At 38.9% G+C, this 17077-nt stretch carries 16 protein-coding genes; 6 read left to right on the top strand and 10 right to left on the bottom strand.

What is annotated here, in order from left to right; all coding sequences use genetic code 11:
- Positions 1-59 precede the first annotated feature (59 nt).
- From HMPREF2637_RS03045 to HMPREF2637_RS03025, 5 genes are all read right to left on the bottom strand, one after another.
- Positions 60-1124: a BMP family lipoprotein gene (locus HMPREF2637_RS03045; RefSeq protein WP_277619197.1), complete on the bottom strand. Its 1065-nt coding sequence runs from the start codon at positions 1122-1124 to the stop codon at positions 60-62.
- Positions 1125-1191: 67 nt separating this feature from the next.
- Entirely contained in the window at positions 1192-1590 is a 399-nt protein-coding gene (locus HMPREF2637_RS03040) for a cytidine deaminase (RefSeq protein WP_002891126.1), read from the bottom strand.
- Entirely contained in the window at positions 1577-2239 is a 663-nt protein-coding gene (gene deoC, locus HMPREF2637_RS03035; RefSeq protein WP_070839063.1) for a deoxyribose-phosphate aldolase, read from the bottom strand. Before deoC ends, HMPREF2637_RS03040 begins: the two co-directional genes overlap by 14 nt.
- Positions 2240-2272: 33 nt before the next feature.
- The gene (locus HMPREF2637_RS03030) at positions 2273-3550 is read right to left on the bottom strand and encodes a pyrimidine-nucleoside phosphorylase (RefSeq protein ID WP_064525020.1); all 1278 of its coding nucleotides are present in this window, start codon (positions 3548-3550) and stop codon (positions 2273-2275) included.
- Positions 3547-4137: a class I SAM-dependent methyltransferase gene (locus HMPREF2637_RS03025; RefSeq protein WP_064525022.1), complete on the bottom strand. Its 591-nt coding sequence runs from the start codon at positions 4135-4137 to the stop codon at positions 3547-3549. Before HMPREF2637_RS03025 ends, HMPREF2637_RS03030 begins: the two co-directional genes overlap by 4 nt.
- Before the next feature lie 112 nt (positions 4138-4249).
- Between HMPREF2637_RS03025 and coaA the strand changes: the two genes are divergently transcribed.
- Entirely contained in the window at positions 4250-5170 is a 921-nt protein-coding gene (gene coaA, locus HMPREF2637_RS03020; protein WP_059749264.1) for a type I pantothenate kinase, read from the top strand.
- 69 nt (positions 5171-5239) lie between these two features.
- On the top strand, positions 5240-5476 hold the full coding sequence (gene rpsT, locus HMPREF2637_RS03015) for a 30S ribosomal protein S20 (protein WP_004182129.1): 237 nt from the start codon (positions 5240-5242) through the stop codon (positions 5474-5476).
- Positions 5477-5553: 77 nt separating this feature from the next.
- Here the strand turns inward: rpsT and HMPREF2637_RS03010 are convergent, their stop codons facing one another.
- The 3 genes from HMPREF2637_RS03010 to HMPREF2637_RS03000 all read right to left on the bottom strand — a co-directional run bounded on the left by HMPREF2637_RS03010 (position 5554) and on the right by HMPREF2637_RS03000 (position 9501).
- Complete coding sequence (locus tag HMPREF2637_RS03010) at positions 5554-6969, bottom strand: sensor histidine kinase (RefSeq protein ID WP_064525027.1); 1416 nt, start codon at positions 6967-6969, stop codon at positions 5554-5556.
- Positions 6959-7633 (bottom strand): response regulator transcription factor, encoded by a 675-nt coding sequence (locus HMPREF2637_RS03005; protein WP_002891134.1) that lies wholly within the window; start codon positions 7631-7633, stop codon positions 6959-6961. Before HMPREF2637_RS03005 ends, HMPREF2637_RS03010 begins: the two co-directional genes overlap by 11 nt.
- A 197-nt stretch (positions 7634-7830) precedes the next feature.
- Positions 7831-9501, bottom strand: a complete 1671-nt coding sequence (locus HMPREF2637_RS03000) for a formate--tetrahydrofolate ligase (RefSeq protein ID WP_004182072.1) — start codon at positions 9499-9501, stop codon at positions 7831-7833.
- Between the two features lie 194 nt (positions 9502-9695).
- Here HMPREF2637_RS03000 and HMPREF2637_RS02995 point away from each other — a divergent pair, with 194 nt between their 5' ends.
- The 4 genes from HMPREF2637_RS02995 (at position 9696) to HMPREF2637_RS02980 (ending at position 13318) form a co-directional block, all read left to right on the top strand.
- Positions 9696-10379: a phosphopantothenate--cysteine ligase gene (locus HMPREF2637_RS02995; RefSeq protein WP_013990463.1), complete on the top strand. Its 684-nt coding sequence runs from the start codon at positions 9696-9698 to the stop codon at positions 10377-10379.
- Entirely contained in the window at positions 10372-10917 is a 546-nt protein-coding gene (coaC, locus tag HMPREF2637_RS02990) for a phosphopantothenoylcysteine decarboxylase (RefSeq protein ID WP_013990462.1), read from the top strand. Before HMPREF2637_RS02995 ends, coaC begins: the two co-directional genes overlap by 8 nt.
- A gap of 28 nt (positions 10918-10945) precedes the next feature.
- The gene (locus HMPREF2637_RS02985) at positions 10946-11518 is read left to right on the top strand and encodes an ECF transporter S component (protein ID WP_022496698.1); all 573 of its coding nucleotides are present in this window, start codon (positions 10946-10948) and stop codon (positions 11516-11518) included.
- Between the two features lie 81 nt (positions 11519-11599).
- Positions 11600-13318 (top strand): phospho-sugar mutase, encoded by a 1719-nt coding sequence (locus HMPREF2637_RS02980; protein WP_037600760.1) that lies wholly within the window; start codon positions 11600-11602, stop codon positions 13316-13318.
- 137 nt (positions 13319-13455) lie between these two features.
- Here the strand turns inward: HMPREF2637_RS02980 and metF are convergent, their stop codons facing one another.
- Entirely contained in the window at positions 13456-14331 is an 876-nt protein-coding gene (gene metF / locus HMPREF2637_RS02975) for a methylenetetrahydrofolate reductase [NAD(P)H] (protein ID WP_013990458.1), read from the bottom strand.
- A 186-nt stretch (positions 14332-14517) separates the two neighbouring features.
- Entirely contained in the window at positions 14518-16767 is a 2250-nt protein-coding gene (gene metE, locus HMPREF2637_RS02970) for a 5-methyltetrahydropteroyltriglutamate--homocysteine S-methyltransferase (protein WP_064525029.1), read from the bottom strand.
- Positions 16768-17077 lie beyond the last annotated feature (310 nt).

Genomic DNA, 17077 nt, shown 5'->3' with positions numbered 1-17077 from the left:
CCTTTGCTGAGACAAAAATTTGTCTCAGTCTAAGTTCTATAAAGACTTATACTTAACTATTATTTGCTAAGACCATCAGTTGGTTTCAATTCACCATTCTTGATTTGTTCTTTAGCTTTTTCTACTGCATCTTTGATATCTGAAGGAAGATTAGATGTTACAATGTCAACACCACCGTCTTTGATACCGTAAGTCTTAGTTTTACCACCTTCGAATTTATCGCCTTTGACTTGTCCGTTAGCAATATCTTTAACAACTGTACCAACTTGTTTGATTGTTGAAGTCAAAACAAAGTTAGATTTTTTCTTGTCTGAAGATGTATAATTACCTTCTGCTGTTTGGTCACGGTCAACACCGATTACCCATACTTTCTTATCGCTTTCAGCATCAAGTTTTTCGTTAACTTCTTTAGCAGCTGTGAAGACACCAGTACCAGTACCGCCAGCAGCTTGGTAGATTACGTCAACGCCTGAAGCATACATTGTTGAAGCGATTGTTGTCCCTTTAGCTGCATCAGAGAATGATTCAGCATATTGAACTTGTACATCGATGTCAGGTTTTACTGACTTAGCACCAGCTGTGAAACCAGCTTCAAAACGTGTAATTGTGTCTGATGTTTGACCACCGATGAAACCAACTTTATTTGTTTTTGATTGCATAGCTGCTGCGATACCTGCAAGGTAAGCACCTTCATTATCGGCAAACAAAACGCTTTCAACGTTCTTTTGGTCTTTAATAACATCGTCAATAATTACATAGTTCACATCTTCGTGTTCTTTAGCTGCATCTGCTACTGCATCATGAAGAGCAAAACCAACACCAAAGATGAGGTTGTAGCCTTGACTTTGTGCTGAAGACAAGTTTGTTGCAAAGTCAGACTCTGAACCAGATTGGAAGTAATTGTAGCCAGAATCTTTTTCAAGTTTGTTAGCTTTACCCCAAGCTTGAAGACCTTCCCATGCTGATTGGTTAAATGATTTATCATCAACACCACCAGTATCTGTAACGATAGCAGCTTTAACTTTTGAATCAGCTGATGATCCACCGCGTCCGCCACGTGCACATGCTGCAAGACCAAGTGCTGCTACAGCAACAAGGCCAAGTCCGATAATTTTCTTGTTCAATTTCATCTTGAACACTCCTCCTATAACTTGCAAGAAAACTTGCTTAATAAAGAATAAAACAACTAGACTATTGTAAGTCCGTAAAAGAGTATGGTAACAACTCTCCGACTGTCATCTCGACTGTCGAGTTATCTTCAGCGATAAGAATCACTTTAGAATCAGATTTTAAAAATTCAACCATTACTTGGCGACAAGCACCACATGGTGAGATGGGATCTTTGGTATCTCCGTAGACTGCAAGACATTCAAAATCTCTGTACCCTTCGGATACCGCCTTAAAAATGGCTGTTCTTTCTGCACAATTGGTCAATCCGAATGAGGCATTCTCAATGTTACAGCCTTGAAAAATTTGCCCATCCTTTGTAAGCAATGCTGCTCCAACTCTAAAACGAGAATAGGGAACATAGGCATTTTCAGCTGCTTCTTGTGCTGCTTTTATTACTTGCTCTTTTTTAGTAGCTATCATGGCTTTCTTGACCTTTCATAATGGCAACTCCTGACGAAGTACCAATACGGGTTGCACCAGCTTTGATAAAGGCTTGAGCTGCCTCAAGTGTGCGTGCTCCACCAGATGCCTTGACTCCCATAGTAGGACCAACAGCCTCTCGCATAAGTTCAATATCTTCAATTGTTGCGCCACCAGTAGAAAAACCAGTAGAGGTCTTCACAAAATCTGCACCTGCCAGTTTTGCTAATTGGCAAGCTTCGACCTTTTCTTCATCGGTCAGAAGACAAGTTTCAATAATAACCTTTACAAGTTTTCTTCCACTAGCTTCAACAACAGCTTTAATGTCGTCTTCGACTAATTTAAGATTTCTAGATTTAAGAGCACCGATATTGATTACCATATCAATTTCATCCGCTCCATTGGCAATAGCATCCTTAGCTTCAAAAGCCTTAACTGCGGAGGTCGATGCTCCCAAAGGAAAACCAATAACCGTACAAACTTTAACAGAACTATCTTTTAGCAATTCAGCTGCCGTTTTGACCCAAGTTGGATTAACACAGACACTGGCAAACTCATACTTCTTAGCCTCATCAATTAAGGAAAGAATCTGTTCTTTATTAGTATCAGCTTTTAGTAAGGTATGGTCAATATAGCTATTAACAGACATAAACAAACTCCTTGATTAGAATTAAATTAAGGGTTAGCGAATTATCTTTAATATTTCTGTCGTTTCTTTACATTCACTACCCATAATAACATTTTTTTCGAATTCAGTCAGCATTTTTTCAGATAAAATTTCTTGGCTATAGACCTTGGCAATAAGGTCTCCCTGAGTCACAGAATCGCCAACTTTCTTTTCAAATACAATTCCTGTTTCATAATTAAGACTATCTGACTTCGTAGCTCGACCTGCTCCTAATTGCATAGCAAATTTTCCAAATGCCATAGCAGGTAACTCTTTAATGTAACCTGTTTCATGAGCATGAATATCTGTCACGACAGGCGCACTGCTATGACGATAAAGATCCTCTATATCACCACCCTGAGCTTGAATGAGCTCTTCAAACTTAGCAAGAGCTTTTCCACCAACTAGATGCTGACGAATTTCTTCTGGGCTAACCTCAACCTGTGCTAAATCCATTAAAATTTCGGCTAGCTCACAGATGAAGTCTGTGATATCCTCGCGCCCTTTACCTTGCATGATTTCAAGGGCTTCAGTGATTTCTAGACGGTTACCAATAGCTTTACCTAGTGGCTGGCTCATATCTGTAATAACTGCAATCGTTTCACGATTGACCTCATGCCCTAGTGCAACCATGGTTTCAGACAACTTCTCAGCGTCAGACATATTTTTCATGAAAGCGCCTTGACCAACAGTAACATCCAGTAAAATCTTATCAGCGCCTGCTGCAATCTTTTTGGACATAACAGAGCTTGCAATTAGAGGAATGGAATCTACTGTTGCAGTGACATCACGCAAGGCATAAAGAAGTTTATCAGCCTTAACCAAATGCTCAGACTGACCAATAAGGGAAATCCCAATGTCTTTAACTTGCTGAATGAATTCTTCCTTGCTACGCTCAACCTGATAGCCTTTGATAGACTCTAATTTGTCAATCGTTCCACCTGTGTGTCCGAGACCACGACCACTCATCTTAGCCACTGGAACACCAAAGCTAGCTACAAGCGGCATCAGAATGATGGTTACCTTATCACCAACGCCTCCGGTCGAATGTTTATCCACCTTAATACCTGGAATTTCTGACAAATCATATTGTTCGCCTGAAGCAACCATATCAGTGGTCAAATCATTAATTTCACGAATAGACATACCTTGATAATAAATTGCCATCGCCAGAGCAGCTATCTGATAGTCTGGTATTTCCCCAGACACATAGCCATTAATGAGATATGAAATTTCCGCTGTGCTTAACTCGCCACCATCTCTTTTCTTTTCAATTAAATCAACTGTTCTCATATTTTCTCACTTCTAAGGATATAGTATCCTTTATCCTTTTTAACGACTTCAGCATTACCAAACACATCCTCCATCTTAGCCTTAGCTGACGGAGCTCCTTGTTTTTTCTGAATAACAATAGTTAGGTTACCACCTTGATTGAGATAACCATATGCCTCCTCAATAACTTGATGAACCACCTTCTTCCCAGCACGGATAGGTGGATTAGAAATAATATAGTCAAAACTTCCAGTAACATTTTCATAGATATTTGATTGGAAAATAGTAGCTTCAACCTTATTTCGTTCAGCATTTTGTTTCGCTAAATCAATTGCCCTACTATTGATGTCAATCATTGTGACTTTGACTCCTTGAACCTTGGCCAAACTAATACCAAGAGGACCGTAACCACAGCCCACATCTAATAGTGTTTTTCCAGCTTCCAAATCTAATGCACTCAAAAGCACTTGACTTCCAAAATCAATCATTTTTTTAGAGAAAACCCCAGCATCCGTATAAAACTGAAAACTTTCCCCTAATAATTTTACCTTTAAATCGTGAATATCGTGAGCCGCATCTGGCGTCTCAGCATAATACATTTTTGACATTATTTTTTCCTTCTAGATAGTACTTTTTCTCTATCGTATCATAAATAGAAAAGTAAGGCTAGTGAAATGACAAGGCTTACATTCGACCTTTTTTTCTGCTATAATGTTATTTATGCTAAATGAATTTATCAATTTCGAAACGATATCACGCAAGGAATGGCAACGCCTTCATAAAGAGGACAATGCCCCATTGACTTCAGAAGAACTGGATTCCATTCGAAGCCTTAATGATAAGATTGATGTGCAAGAAGTTAGTGACATTTATCTTCCCCTTATCAATCTCATTCGTATCTATCAGAAAACTGCCAACGATCTAACCTTTTCTAAGAGTATCTTTTTACAAAAATCACAGACTAACCGTCCATTTATTATTGGGGTATCTGGTTCAGTTGCTGTTGGCAAATCCACTACCAGTCGTTTGCTTCAACTCTTGTTGCAGCGTACCTTTCCCCAATCTAATGTTGAACTTGTGACAACTGATGGCTTTCTCTATCCTAACCAAACCTTGAAAGAAAAAGGCATCCTTAATCGTAAGGGCTTCCCTGAGTCCTACGATATGCCACTTCTTCTCAACTTTTTAGATACTATAAAAAATGGTGGTGATGTCAATATTCCTGTTTACTCTCATGAAATTTATGATATTGTACCAGGACTTACCCAAGAAATCAGACAGCCCAATTTTCTAATTGTCGAAGGGATTAATGTTTTCCAGAACCCTATTAACCAACGACTTTACATGAGTGACTATTTTGATTTTTCTCTCTACATTGACGCTGAAGTTAATAATATCGAATCCTGGTATCTTGAACGTTTTCAAACCCTTCTTGAGCTTGCAAAAAAAGATGAAAACAACTACTACCATCGTTTTACTAAATTTAGTAAGGATGAAGCTTTATCTTTAGCACAAAAAACCTGGCGTGATATCAATTTGGTTAACCTGGAAAATTATATCGAACCTACACGAAGTCGAGCTGAACTGATTCTTCACAAGGGAGACAATCATAAAATCGACTTCATCCACTTAAAAAAATAGAAAAAGCTTGCCAAGGGGCCTAAAATAACGTATAATGACATAGTTAGATAAATTTTGGAGGTGAAAACATTGGCAAATATTAAATCAGCTATCAAACGCGCTGAACTTAACGTTAAACAAAACGAAAAAAACTCAGCTCAAAAATCAGCTTTGCGTACTGCTATTAAAGCATTCAACGCTAACCCAACTGAAGAAGCTTACCGTGCTGCATCAGCTAGCATCGATAAAGCCGCTTCTAAAGGTTTGATTCATAAAAACAAAGCAAGCCGCGATAAATCACGTCTTGCAGCTAAATTGGCTAACTAATTGAAAGCTCCATTTAGGAGTTTTTTTATTACCCAAAAAACCTGCTAGCTTATCGCCTAGCAGGTTTTCTTTATTAATTAAACTCCAGTAATCTTAACTTCAAAAATCGTTCCCTTTGGTTGATTATCTTTAACAACAATTGTTCCTTTTAGGGCTAAAACAATTTGTTGCGCTAGGGATAAGCCAAGTCCAAACCCACCTTTTTGTCTGGTTCTAGCCTTATCTACGCGATAAAAGCGATCAAAGATTTTTTTCTTATCACTATCTGATATTCCAGGACCATTATCAGCTACACAAATATAAAGATGGCGGTCATTAGTGCGAACAGTAAAGGTAACATGTCCGTCATCTTCCGTATATTTTATAGCATTATCAAATAAGATGGTCATTAGCTGCTTCAATAACGTTTTATCAGTCTGGATTGGACGACCAACTTGATTTTGAGCCGTGAAACCTTTCTCATTTTCTTCTGCAATCATGGCATAGTTGGTAAATACTGTATCAAAGAAAGCAGGTTCTAAGGTTTCAATTTCTGGTTTAATACCATCGTCACGACGAGCCAAGTTCAAGAGATTAGTCGTCAACAGACGCATATTACGTACTTCATCAAGACTTGATGCAATATTCTCTGAATTATCTAAAATAGTACTCTCAGGCTTGCGGAAAAGAACTTCTAACCTGTTTTGAATCACAGCAAGCGGTGTCCGTAACTCATGACTAGCATTTTCAACAAAAGCCTTCTGCTTCTCCAAGCTTTCCTGGATAGGACGTCTTGACCACTTAGCCAAATACATACTAGCCGCAACAGATAAGAGCCAGAAGAAACTCATCATGATGACAATGAGCTTAACATAACGTTCAGTAGCTTCTTCCAATTGAGTTGTATTAATCGCAATAACAAGGTACTTAGCATCAGGATAGAGGCTATTGTCTACTTTCTCAGTAATCAGACGGTACTTTTCCGTTTGATCGAAATAATTCTGAGCACTTCCCTTGCTGATAACATCAATATTATTTTTATCTATTGGTAAATTGGATAAGCTTGAAAATTTATCAACGACATTAAGGACTTTTCCATTCTTATCAAGCACTAAGACACTGGTATTTGCCGCAACTGATAAATCGTGAGGGGCATCTTCAATTTTTGATTTCTTCTTAGGTTCTTTCTTAGAGTCACTCGAGTCAGATGTTTCAGTTGTCGCCCCTTTAGTATCATAAGCCTGGTAAATGGTCGTCGTATTATTTTGATCTACCTCAGAAGTCAGAAAAAGTTCCCGTTTTAGCATTTCCATTTCTAAATAAGAATTGGTCTTAGTGGCTGCCATTTTCAGACTAGAGTCCACATTGGAATAAACGCCGTAACTCAGAATCTGCAAAATCATGACAGTCATGATAAGGAAAATACCAGAAAAAGTGGCAAAGAAATGAATGAACGACTTAAATCCGTCTGACTTGATTCTCCTAAAGAGATAATTGAAAAATTTAGTCAGCATTCTTCAAAATATACCCCACACTTCTCAAGGTTTGGAGATTGGCAGCAAAGTCTGTTCCTTTAAGTTTCTTACGAATTTTAGAAACATAAACCTCAACAACTGATACTGTGGTATCACTATCAAATCCCCAAAGACGGTCAAAAATTTGTGACTTAGGCAAAATTACGTTTTGATTTTGTAAGAAGTAAACTAATAAATCAAACTCTTTACCAAGAAGTTCTACTTCTTTATCCCCCACAAAGGTTGAATTTGTAGCAAGATTGACACGAACATCACCAAAAGAAAGTGTGTTTTGGTCAAATTTACCAGATCGTTTCAAAAGTGCTTGAATACGCATCTTCAACTCTTCTAAATAGAAAGGTTTGGTTAGATAGTCGTCTGCACCCAGTTCAAAGCCATGACCCTTATCATCTAGACTTTCCTTAGCCGTCATGATAAGTACAGGAGTTGTTACACCTTTTTCACGTAATTCTCTAAGAACCGTGAAACCATCTTTTTCAGGTAACATAAGGTCTAAAAGAATCAAATCATAGACGCCACTTTCAGCTTCGTAGAGACCTTCATCTCCATCAAAGACTTGCATCACATCAGCAAAGTCATCTAAAAAATCAAAAACTGAGTTCGACAAACTCAAATCATCTTCTACTAGTAGTATTTTAATCATAGTTATCTCCCTTGTTAGGTGTCAAAGATACAAATAACACTTTGACTAAGTTTTATCATTATATCTAAAATAGACGTAATCATCTAGTGCTTTGATCTTATTTTATTTAGATTTAGTCTACTAAACTTTCCTTAAGTTTTTCATAACTCTAACAAAAAAACAGCACCAATAGGTACTGTTTATATCGATATTTCTTCTTAGAACAAACCAACAGCTGTTCCGTCTTCAGCTACGTCCATCTTGAGGGCTGCTGGTGCTTTTGGAAGACCAGGCATTGTCATGACGTCTCCTGTAAGAGCTACGATAAATCCAGCACCTGTTTTAGGAACAAATTCACGGATAGTGATATCAAAACCTTCTGGTGCTCCAAGTAAGAATTGGTTATCTGAGAAGCTATATTGTGTTTTAGCCATACATACTGGCAATTTATCCCAACCGAATTCTGCAAATTGTTTGAGTTGGTTCTTAGCTTTTTTCTCGAAGACAACTGATTTACCACCATAGATTTCAGTAACAATCTTAGTGATTTTTTCTTCCAAGCTATCATCATCAGAATAAAGACGTTTATAGTCGGCATTACCATTTTCAACAGCATCAACTACTGCGTTGGCAAGGTCAATACCACCATCAGCACCATTAGCCCAAACGCTAGCCAATTCAACAGGAACATCGATTTCTGCACAAAGTTCTTTAAGGGCTGCAATTTCAGCTTCTGTATCAGCAACAAACTCGTTAATAGCAACGACTGCTGGAAGACCAAATTTACGAACGTTTTCTACATGACGTTTCAAGTTTGCGAAGCCATCACGAACGGCCTGAACATTTTCTTCAGAGAGGTCAGTTTTGGCTACCCCACCGTGCATTTTGAGAGCACGAAGTGTTGCAACAATAACAACGGCATCAGGAGTTGTTGGGAGGTTTGGAGTCTTGATATCAAGGAATTTTTCAGCACCAAGGTCAGCACCGAAACCTGCTTCAGTAATCGTATAATCAGCCAAACGAAGAGCTGTAGCTGTAGCTAGAACTGAGTTACATCCGTGAGCGATGTTGGCAAATGGACCACCGTGTACCAAGGCTGGTGTCCCATAAATTGTCTGTACCAAGTTTGGTTTGATGGCATCTTTAAGAATAAGGGTAAGCGCACCTTCAATTTCAAGATCACGTACATAAACTGGTGTACGATCATAACGGTAGGCAACTACAATATTTGCCAAACGTTCTTTAAGGTCATTAATATCAGTAGCCAAGCAAAGAATCGCCATGATTTCAGACGCAACAGTAATATCAAAACCATCTTCACGTGGAATACCATTAAGTGGTCCGCCAAGACCAACGTTTACATGACGAAGCGCACGGTCATTAAGGTCAACCACACGTTTCCAAATGATACGGCGTTGGTCAATGCCGAGAGCATTTCCTTGATGAATATGGTTGTCAAGAAGGGCTGACAAAGCATTATTCGCTGTAGTAATAGCGTGCATATCCCCTGTGAAGTGGAGGTTGATATCTTCCATCGGAAGCACTTGAGCGTAACCACCACCTGCAGCACCACCTTTGATTCCCATAACCGGACCAAGTGATGGTTCACGAAGGGCAATCATTGTTTTCTTACCAATTTTGTTAAGAGCATCTGCAAGACCAATTGACATGGTTGATTTCCCTTCACCAGCTGGTGTTGGGTTGATAGCTGTCACCAAAATCAATTTTCCTGGCTTATTGTCTTTGACTGCATTGATTTTATCAAATGACAATTTTGCCTTATATTTTCCGTAGAGTTCCAAATCGTCAAAGCCGATTCCAACTTTTTCAACTACTTCTGTGATTGGTTTTAATTCTACACTTTGAGCAATTTCGATATCTGTTTTCATGAGACACTCCTCTATATTTTTCTAAAGTCTATTATATCAGAGTTTGATAAAAAACGCATTATTTTTGGTTAATTACTTTTCAATGTTCGGTTTTTGTTTTGTTATAAATCGTTATAACTTTAATTTATAGGGGTACACCTCAAAAATACTTACTTTTTATTTACTAAAGACCCAATTTTTAGTACAATACTACTATGAAAATTTTGATTACATCGGGTGGTACCACTGAAAAGATTGATGCTGTACGTGGAATCACAAACCATTCAACAGGTTATCTAGGAAAGGAAATCGCTGAACTTTTCTTGGCTAAGAGTCACCAAGTAACCTTAGTAACGACCAAGACAGCGGTTAAACCAGAACCGAAAGAAAATCTAAAGATTACAGAAATTACGAACGTAGAAAGTCTTCTCAAAAAGATGGAGCCACTCGTCAAAGAGCACGATGTTCTTATACATAGTATGGCAGTCTCTGATTATACTCCTATTTATATGACGGATTTTGCTGAACTGGAGGACACCGAAGATCTCGCTCAATTCTTGCATAAATCTAACACTGAAAGCAAGATATCATCGGCTTCTGATTATCAGGTTCTTTTTCTTAAAAAAACACCGAAGGTCATTAGCCTCGTCAAACAATGGAATCCTGATATTCAATTGATTGGCTTCAAACTTTTGGTTAATGTAAGAAAAGAAGAGCTTTTTGAGGTTGCTCGTGCAAGTCTAAAACGCAATAAAGCTGATATTATTGTTGCCAACGACTTGAGTGATATCACTCAAGATCAACATATTGCCTATCTCGTTGATGAAAAAAACGAGGAGAAAGTTACGACTAAATCTGCGATTGCTCGAGCCTTATTTGAAAGGATATGCCATGACTAAACGTATCATCCTTGCTGTTTCAGGATCAATATCTGCCTATAAAGCAGCTGATCTAACAAGTAGGTTAAAGAAAAAAGGTTATGACGTTCACGTCATTATGACTGAAGCTGCTCAAGACTTTATCACCCCTCTGACACTTCAAGTCCTTTCGAAGAATCCTGTTCACACTGATGTCATGGAAGAAAAATTGGCTGAACGTATTAATCATATTGACTTAGGTAAAGAAGCTGACCTCTTTGTTGTAGCTCCAGCTTCAGCAAATACCATTGCCAAATTAGCATATGGTCTAGCCGATAATATGCTTACTGCTACTGCTTTAGCTTTACCTAGCACCACCCCAAAACTAATTGCCCCTGCAATGAATACGAAAATGTATGAAAATCCACTGACTAAGAAGAATCTAAATACTTTGCATGACCTTGGCTACCAAGAAATTCTTCCAAAATCAGGTTTACTGGCTTGTGGAGATACAGGACGTGGTGCCTTAGCTGATATTGATGACATTATTGAATCCATTGACAATGCTTTAACAAAATAGCCTTGCATAGAATAAAAAGGAGTTTATGATGAATAAGAAAAATAAAGCAAACCAAACGGCTCAGTTATCCCTCTTGATAGCTACAATGGTTGTAATCGAAGTACTCAGTCAAACCATCTTTGCTGCTTTTGTACTTCCAATCAAACCAACCCTAACCCATATCCCAGTTATTATCGCTAGCATCGTCTACGGTCCTAAAATTGGAGCTTATTTGGGTGGCTTCATGGGAATTATGAGTATTATTCGAAACACTGTTATCTATACGGTTAGTAGCTATCTCTTTAGTCCTTTTGTTGAAGGGGGAACTTGGGCATCTGCAGTCATTGCCATCGTTCCTCGTATCCTGATCGGTATTTTCCCTTACTTTGTCTACAAATTACTTCAAAACCGTCTAGGTCTGATGCTATCTGGGGTTTTAGGTGCTTTCACAAATACATTTTTCGTACTTCTCGGCATCTATTTCCTAATCCCTAACTTCTACACAGCAGGTGGCAAAACACTGATGGCAACCATTTTCACAACAAATTCGATTGCTGAAATGATTATCGCCGGTCTGTTAACTCTAAGTATCACACCAGTGTTACTGCGATTGAAAAAATAAAGAAAAAACATGGTAATTACCATGTTTTTTTTCTTTAATTATGGTATAATGTAAGCGTTTAAAAATATAAAGGAGATTGCTATGTCTTACACTGAAAATTATCAAAAATGGCTCGACTTCGCTGAATTGCCTGCTTACCTTCGTGATGAGTTGGTCGCAATGGATGAAAAAACGAAAGAAGATGCCTTCTATACCAACCTTGAATTCGGTACAGCTGGTATGCGTGGATTGATTGGTGCTGGTACTAACCGCATTAACATTTACGTTGTTCGCCAAGCAACTGAAGGTTTGGCCCAATTGATTGACTCAAAAGGGGAAGAAGCTAAAAAACGTGGTGTTGCTATCGCTTACGATAGCCGTCACTTCTCTCCAGAGTTTGCTTTTGAATCTGCTCAAGTTTTGGCTGCTCACGGTATCAAATCTTATGTATTTGAAAGCCTACGTCCAACACCTGAATTGTCATTTGCTGTTCGTCATCTCCACACATTTGCTGGTATCATGGTAACAGCTAGCCACAACCCTGCTCCATTTAATGGATACAAGGTTTATGGTGAAGACGGTGGACAAATGCCACCTGCAGATGCTGATGCTTTGACAGATTACATCCGTGCTATCGAAAATCCTTTCACTGTGCAATTGGCTGACCTTGAAGAAAGCAAAGCTAGCGGCTTGATTGAAGTTATCGGTGAAAACGTCGACGCTGAATACTTGAAAGAAGTGAAAGGCGTTAACATTAACCAAGACTTGATCAATGAATACGGTCGTGACATGAAGATTGTCTACACTCCACTTCATGGTACTGGTGAAATGTTGGCTCGTCGTGCTCTTGCACAAGCTGGATTTGAAGCTGTTCAAGTTGTTGAAGCTCAAGCTGTTCCAGATGCTGACTTCTCAACTGTTAAATCTCCAAACCCTGAAAACCAAGCTGCCTTTGCTCTTGCTGAAGAACTTGGTCGCAAAGTAGACGCTGATGTATTGGTTGCAACTGACCCAGATGCTGACCGCCTTGGTGTTGAAATCCGCCAACCAGATGGATCTTACCTCAACCTTTCTGGTAACCAAATCGGAGCTATCATTGCTAAATATATTCTTGAAGCTCACAAAACAGCTGGTACACTTCCTGCAAATGCTGCCCTCTGTAAATCAATCGTATCAACTGAGTTGGTGACTAAGATTGCAGAAAGCTACGGCGCAACTATGTTTAACGTCTTGACTGGTTTCAAATTTATCGGTGAGAAAATCCATGAATTTGAAACACAACACAACCACACTTACATGCTTGGTTTCGAAGAAAGCTTCGGTTACCTCATCAAACCATTCGTACGTGACAAAGACGCTATCCAAGCTGTTCTTATCGTTGCTGAAATCGCAGCTTACTACCGCTCACGTGGCATGACTTTGGCAGATGGTATCGAAGAAATCTACAAACAATACGGCTACTTCGCAGAAAAAACAATCTCTGTTACCCTCTCAGGTGTTGACGGAGCTGCTGAAATCAAGAAAATCATGGATAAATTCCGTGGTAATGCTCCTAAACAATTCAACAACACAGACATTGCTAAGACAGAAGACTTCTTGGAACAAACAGCTACTACTGCTGACGGCGTTGAAAAATTGACAACTCCTCCAAGTAACGTGCTTAAATACATCTTGGCTGATGATTCATGGTTTGCCGTTCGTCCTTCAGGTACAGAACCAAAAATCAAATTCTACATCGCTACAGTTGGTGAATCTGAAGCAGATGCTAAAGAAAAAATTGCTAATATCGAAGCAGAAATCAATGCTTTCGTAGGCGAATAATATTTAAGACTTAGAGCTAAGCTCTAAGTCTTTTTTATACACGACAATACTAGGATTGTAAGCAAGTCACCCATTTTACTACTCGAAACAAGCAACCACCTATAGACTAATCTATAGGTGGTAGTTTTATGATTTAATTATAGAGCGCTAACTTGTGAATGATGCTTAAACAAGGAATGAGTAGCTCCATGAATATGACGAGCGGTCTCTGCATTATTCATGGTGTAGAGGTGAACGCCTGCAACATCTTGCGTAACAAGATCGACAATCTGGTCAATAGCATAGGCAAGACCTGCCGCTCTAAGTGACTCAGGATCATGCTCATACTTATCCAAAATGGCACGGAACTTACGTGGTAAATGGATATTCTCACAAGTCTTAAGCAAACGTAGGGCTTGGTTACGATTCAAAATAGGCATAATACCCGCATGAATTGGTACATCAATTCCAGCCAAGGTACATTTATCTTGAAAATCATAGAAACGTTCATTGTCAAAGAAGAGTTGAGTTACAAGGCTAGAACAACCTGCATCAACCTTTTTCTTAAGGTTTTGGATATCAGAGATTTGATTTGGCGAATCTGGATGCCCTTCAGGATAGCAGGCACCGATGATATCAAATTGAGGAGCTTCTTCCTTAATAAACTCAATCAAATCAGTGGCATATCTAAAGTCTTTAAGAGGTTCCACACCAGGAATGATATCACCACGTAGGGCTAAGATACGGTGTACACCAACAGCATCCAAGTCACGTAAGGTATCAGCAACCTTTTCTTTACTCAAATAGATAGCCGGAAGGTGGGCAATCGTTGGGATGGCTAGGTCATTTTGAATATGATCTGCCAAAGGAACCGTCGTCTCTTTGATATTATATTTGTTATTACTAGCTGTCACACTGATAAAGTGTGGAGCCAATCCTTGCATATCCTCAAGGGCACGTAGAATTTTTTCGTTACCTACTGCAGGGTTAGGTGGAAAGACTTCAAAAGAGAGTGATGGTGTTTGGCTTGTCATATTTTATACCTTCTTCTTTTTAGATTTTTGTTAAGACAAAAGCTGTTTTAAGTGCCTATTGACTTCATAAGTACAGTTAAACACGTGTTAATCATAGCCTGCTTGCAAAAATCTTTAGAAAATTATTTGCTATTGAAAACCTTCTACACTTAAGGAAGAAGGTCTTCAACGTATGATAACTTCTGCTTACAAGTTTTCGCGAGCTGCTTTTGCAGCTTCTACAAGCTTGATCAAGCTTTCTTTAGTTTCTTTGATTCCGCGAGTCTTCAAACCACAGTCAGGGTTGATCCATACTTTACCGCTTGGTACTTTAGCCAAGATTGCTTCGATAGTGTGGTCAATTTCACCGTCTTGTGGGACACGTGGTGAGTGGATATCGTAAACCCCAGGTCCAACTTCTGTTTGGAAGTTTTGAGCTTTAAGTTCATCCAAGATTTCAAGATTTGAACGGCTAGCTTCAAATGAGATAACGTCAGCATCTAAGTTATCGATAGCTGGGATGATATCTGTAAATTCTGAGTAACACATGTGAGTGTGGATTTGTGTGTCTGGTGCTACAGTTGAGTGTACCAAACGGAAGGCTGGAATTGCCCAGTCGAGGTAGTCTTCATACCAGTCACTACGACGGAGCGGCAATTTTTCGCGAAGAGCAGCTTCGTCAATTTGGATAATTTTCACGCCTGCAGCTTCAAGGTCAAGAACTTCATCTTTGATTGCAAGAGCAATTTGAAGAGTTGAATCCTTGATAGAGATATCTTCACGTGGGAATGACCAGTTAAGGATAGTAACAGGTCCAGTCAACATACCTTTAACAGGTTTGTCTGTACGGCTTTGTGCGTAGCTAGACCATTTCACAGTGATTGGGTTAAGACGAGTCACATCACCCCAGATGATTGGTGGTTTAACCCCACGCATACCGTATGATTGAACCCAACCATTTTTAGAGAAGAGGTAACCTGACAAGTTTTGACCAAAGTATTCAACCATGTCGTTACGTTCGAATTCACCGTGTACAAGCACATCAAATCCAACTTCTTCTTGCCATTTAATCCATTCATCAGTGATTTCAGCAAGGAAAGCATCGTATTCTTCTTGTGACAATTCATTCTTACGGAAAGCCAAACGTTTGGCACGAACTTCCTTAGTTTGAGGGAATGAACCGATAGTTGTTGTTGGAAGCAATGGAAGTTTGAAAGCATCTTTTTGAATCGCTTCACGTTCTGCAAATGCTGGCAAACGAGTATAATCAGCTTCAGTCAACCCTGCAATACGAGCACGAAGTTCAGCATTTTCACCAACACGCTCAGTCGCAAAGAGTTCTTTGTTAGCAGCAAGGGCTTCTTCACCTTGACCATTGCGGATAGCATCCAAATCACGCAATTCGTCCAATTTTTCAACTGCAAAAGCAAAGTGGTTCAAAATAGCTGGTTCAAATTCTTCATTAGCAGTTGTAAATGGCACATGAAGAAGTGAGCAAGATGTTGTCAAAACAACATTTTCAGCTGGCACTTGTTCAAGAATTGCAAGACTCTTCTCGTAGTTGTTACGCCAGATGTTTTTACCATTGACGATACCGGCATAGAGAGTCTTATCAGCTGGGAAACCACCTTTAACCAATTCAAGTGTTTTCTTACCTTCAACAAAGTCAAGACCAATACCATCAACTGGCAAGTTCACAAGATCATTGTAGACATCACGAACATCACCAAAGTAAGTTTGGATCAAGACTTCAAGACCTTTTTTATCAGCCAAGAGTTTGTTGTAGAGATTCAAGAAGAGAGCTTTTTCTTCAGCTGTCAAATCTTTAACAAGGGCTGGCTCATCGAGTTGGATACGAGTCGCACCAAGCTCTGCCAATTTTGCAAAGACTTCTTGGTAAGCTGCCACAAAGCTGTCTACAAAGTCTTCTGCTTTCACACCGTCCTCAAAGTCAGATAATTGAAGGAAAGTGAATGGTCCAACGACAACTGGACGTGTGTTAAGTCCCAATTCTTTAGCTTCTTGGTACTCATCAAAAATCTTGTGACCAGCAAGTTTAACTTCTGTTGTTTTTTCAAATTTAGGAACGATGTAATGGTAGTTAGTGTTAAACCATTTTTTCATAGGAAGGGCACGTACATCCCCTTTTTCACCTTGGTAACCACGCGCCAAAGCAAAGTAACGTTCAAGATCTGTCAAATTCAAGTTCTGAACAGATTCAGGTACGACGTTGAAAAGGAAAGCTGCATCAAGGAAGTTATCGTAATGTGAAAAATCATTTGAAGGAATTTCACTAATACCTTTCTCTTTAACAATATTCCAGTGTTTTGCACGCAAGTCTTTGGCTGCTGTTAAAAGTTCATCTGCAGTAATTTCATTTCTAAAGTATTTTTCTGTTGTAAATTTTAATTCGCGGAATTCACCCAAACGTGGGAAACCAATGATAGTAGTTGACATCTTGTGTCCTCCTCTTTGTTGTTGAACTTATCTTACCAAAGAAATGGGTGGCTGTATAATTGCTATTAGTTTTCTCTATATATAGTTTTAGACTATAACCTATAAAACAAAGGGTTTCCAGCTCCCGTTATCTCCTTTTGTTTAGATATTGTTATAGCTAATAACTATATATAAACCTGATAAATCCTTTTTTATAACAAAAAATCCCTAGACTTTTGTCTAGAGACTCTATTATTTACTAGGATTAGTATACTAAGCTCTATAGGTGCTCAGTACTTGCTCTTGAAGCCAAGATGATGTATAAGACATA

The sequence above is a fragment of the Streptococcus sp. HMSC065H07 genome, assembly GCF_001837325.1.
In the GTDB taxonomy this organism is placed as follows: domain Bacteria; phylum Bacillota; class Bacilli; order Lactobacillales; family Streptococcaceae; genus Streptococcus; species Streptococcus salivarius_H.
The sequence above is the reverse complement of the archived record's forward strand: the minus strand, read 5'-3'. Positions and strand labels throughout refer to the sequence as shown.

Bases quoted from the DNA above. Each gene is read 5' to 3' on its own strand.
- coaC (WP_013990462.1), top strand. From the start codon at position 10,372: ATGACTAAACGTATCATCCTTGCTGTTTCAGGATCAATATCTGCCTAT.
- HMPREF2637_RS03025 (WP_064525022.1), bottom strand. From the start codon at position 4,137: ATGTCAAAAATGTATTATGCTGAGACGCCAGATGCGGCTCACGATATT.
- HMPREF2637_RS02985 (WP_022496698.1), top strand. From the start codon at position 10,946: ATGAATAAGAAAAATAAAGCAAACCAAACGGCTCAGTTATCCCTCTTG.
- HMPREF2637_RS03000 (WP_004182072.1), bottom strand. From the start codon at position 9,501: ATGAAAACAGATATCGAAATTGCTCAAAGTGTAGAATTAAAACCAATC.
- HMPREF2637_RS03040 (WP_002891126.1), bottom strand. From the start codon at position 1,590: ATGATAGCTACTAAAAAAGAGCAAGTAATAAAAGCAGCACAAGAAGCA.
- HMPREF2637_RS03030 (WP_064525020.1), bottom strand. From the start codon at position 3,550: ATGAGAACAGTTGATTTAATTGAAAAGAAAAGAGATGGTGGCGAGTTA.
- HMPREF2637_RS02980 (WP_037600760.1), top strand. From the start codon at position 11,600: ATGTCTTACACTGAAAATTATCAAAAATGGCTCGACTTCGCTGAATTG.
- HMPREF2637_RS03010 (WP_064525027.1), bottom strand. From the start codon at position 6,969: ATGCTGACTAAATTTTTCAATTATCTCTTTAGGAGAATCAAGTCAGAC.
- coaA (WP_059749264.1), top strand. From the start codon at position 4,250: ATGCTAAATGAATTTATCAATTTCGAAACGATATCACGCAAGGAATGG.
- deoC (WP_070839063.1), bottom strand. From the start codon at position 2,239: ATGTCTGTTAATAGCTATATTGACCATACCTTACTAAAAGCTGATACT.
- metE (WP_064525029.1), bottom strand. From the start codon at position 16,767: ATGTCAACTACTATCATTGGTTTCCCACGTTTGGGTGAATTCCGCGAA.
- metF (WP_013990458.1), bottom strand. From the start codon at position 14,331: ATGACAAGCCAAACACCATCACTCTCTTTTGAAGTCTTTCCACCTAAC.
- HMPREF2637_RS02995 (WP_013990463.1), top strand. From the start codon at position 9,696: ATGAAAATTTTGATTACATCGGGTGGTACCACTGAAAAGATTGATGCT.
- HMPREF2637_RS03005 (WP_002891134.1), bottom strand. From the start codon at position 7,633: ATGATTAAAATACTACTAGTAGAAGATGATTTGAGTTTGTCGAACTCA.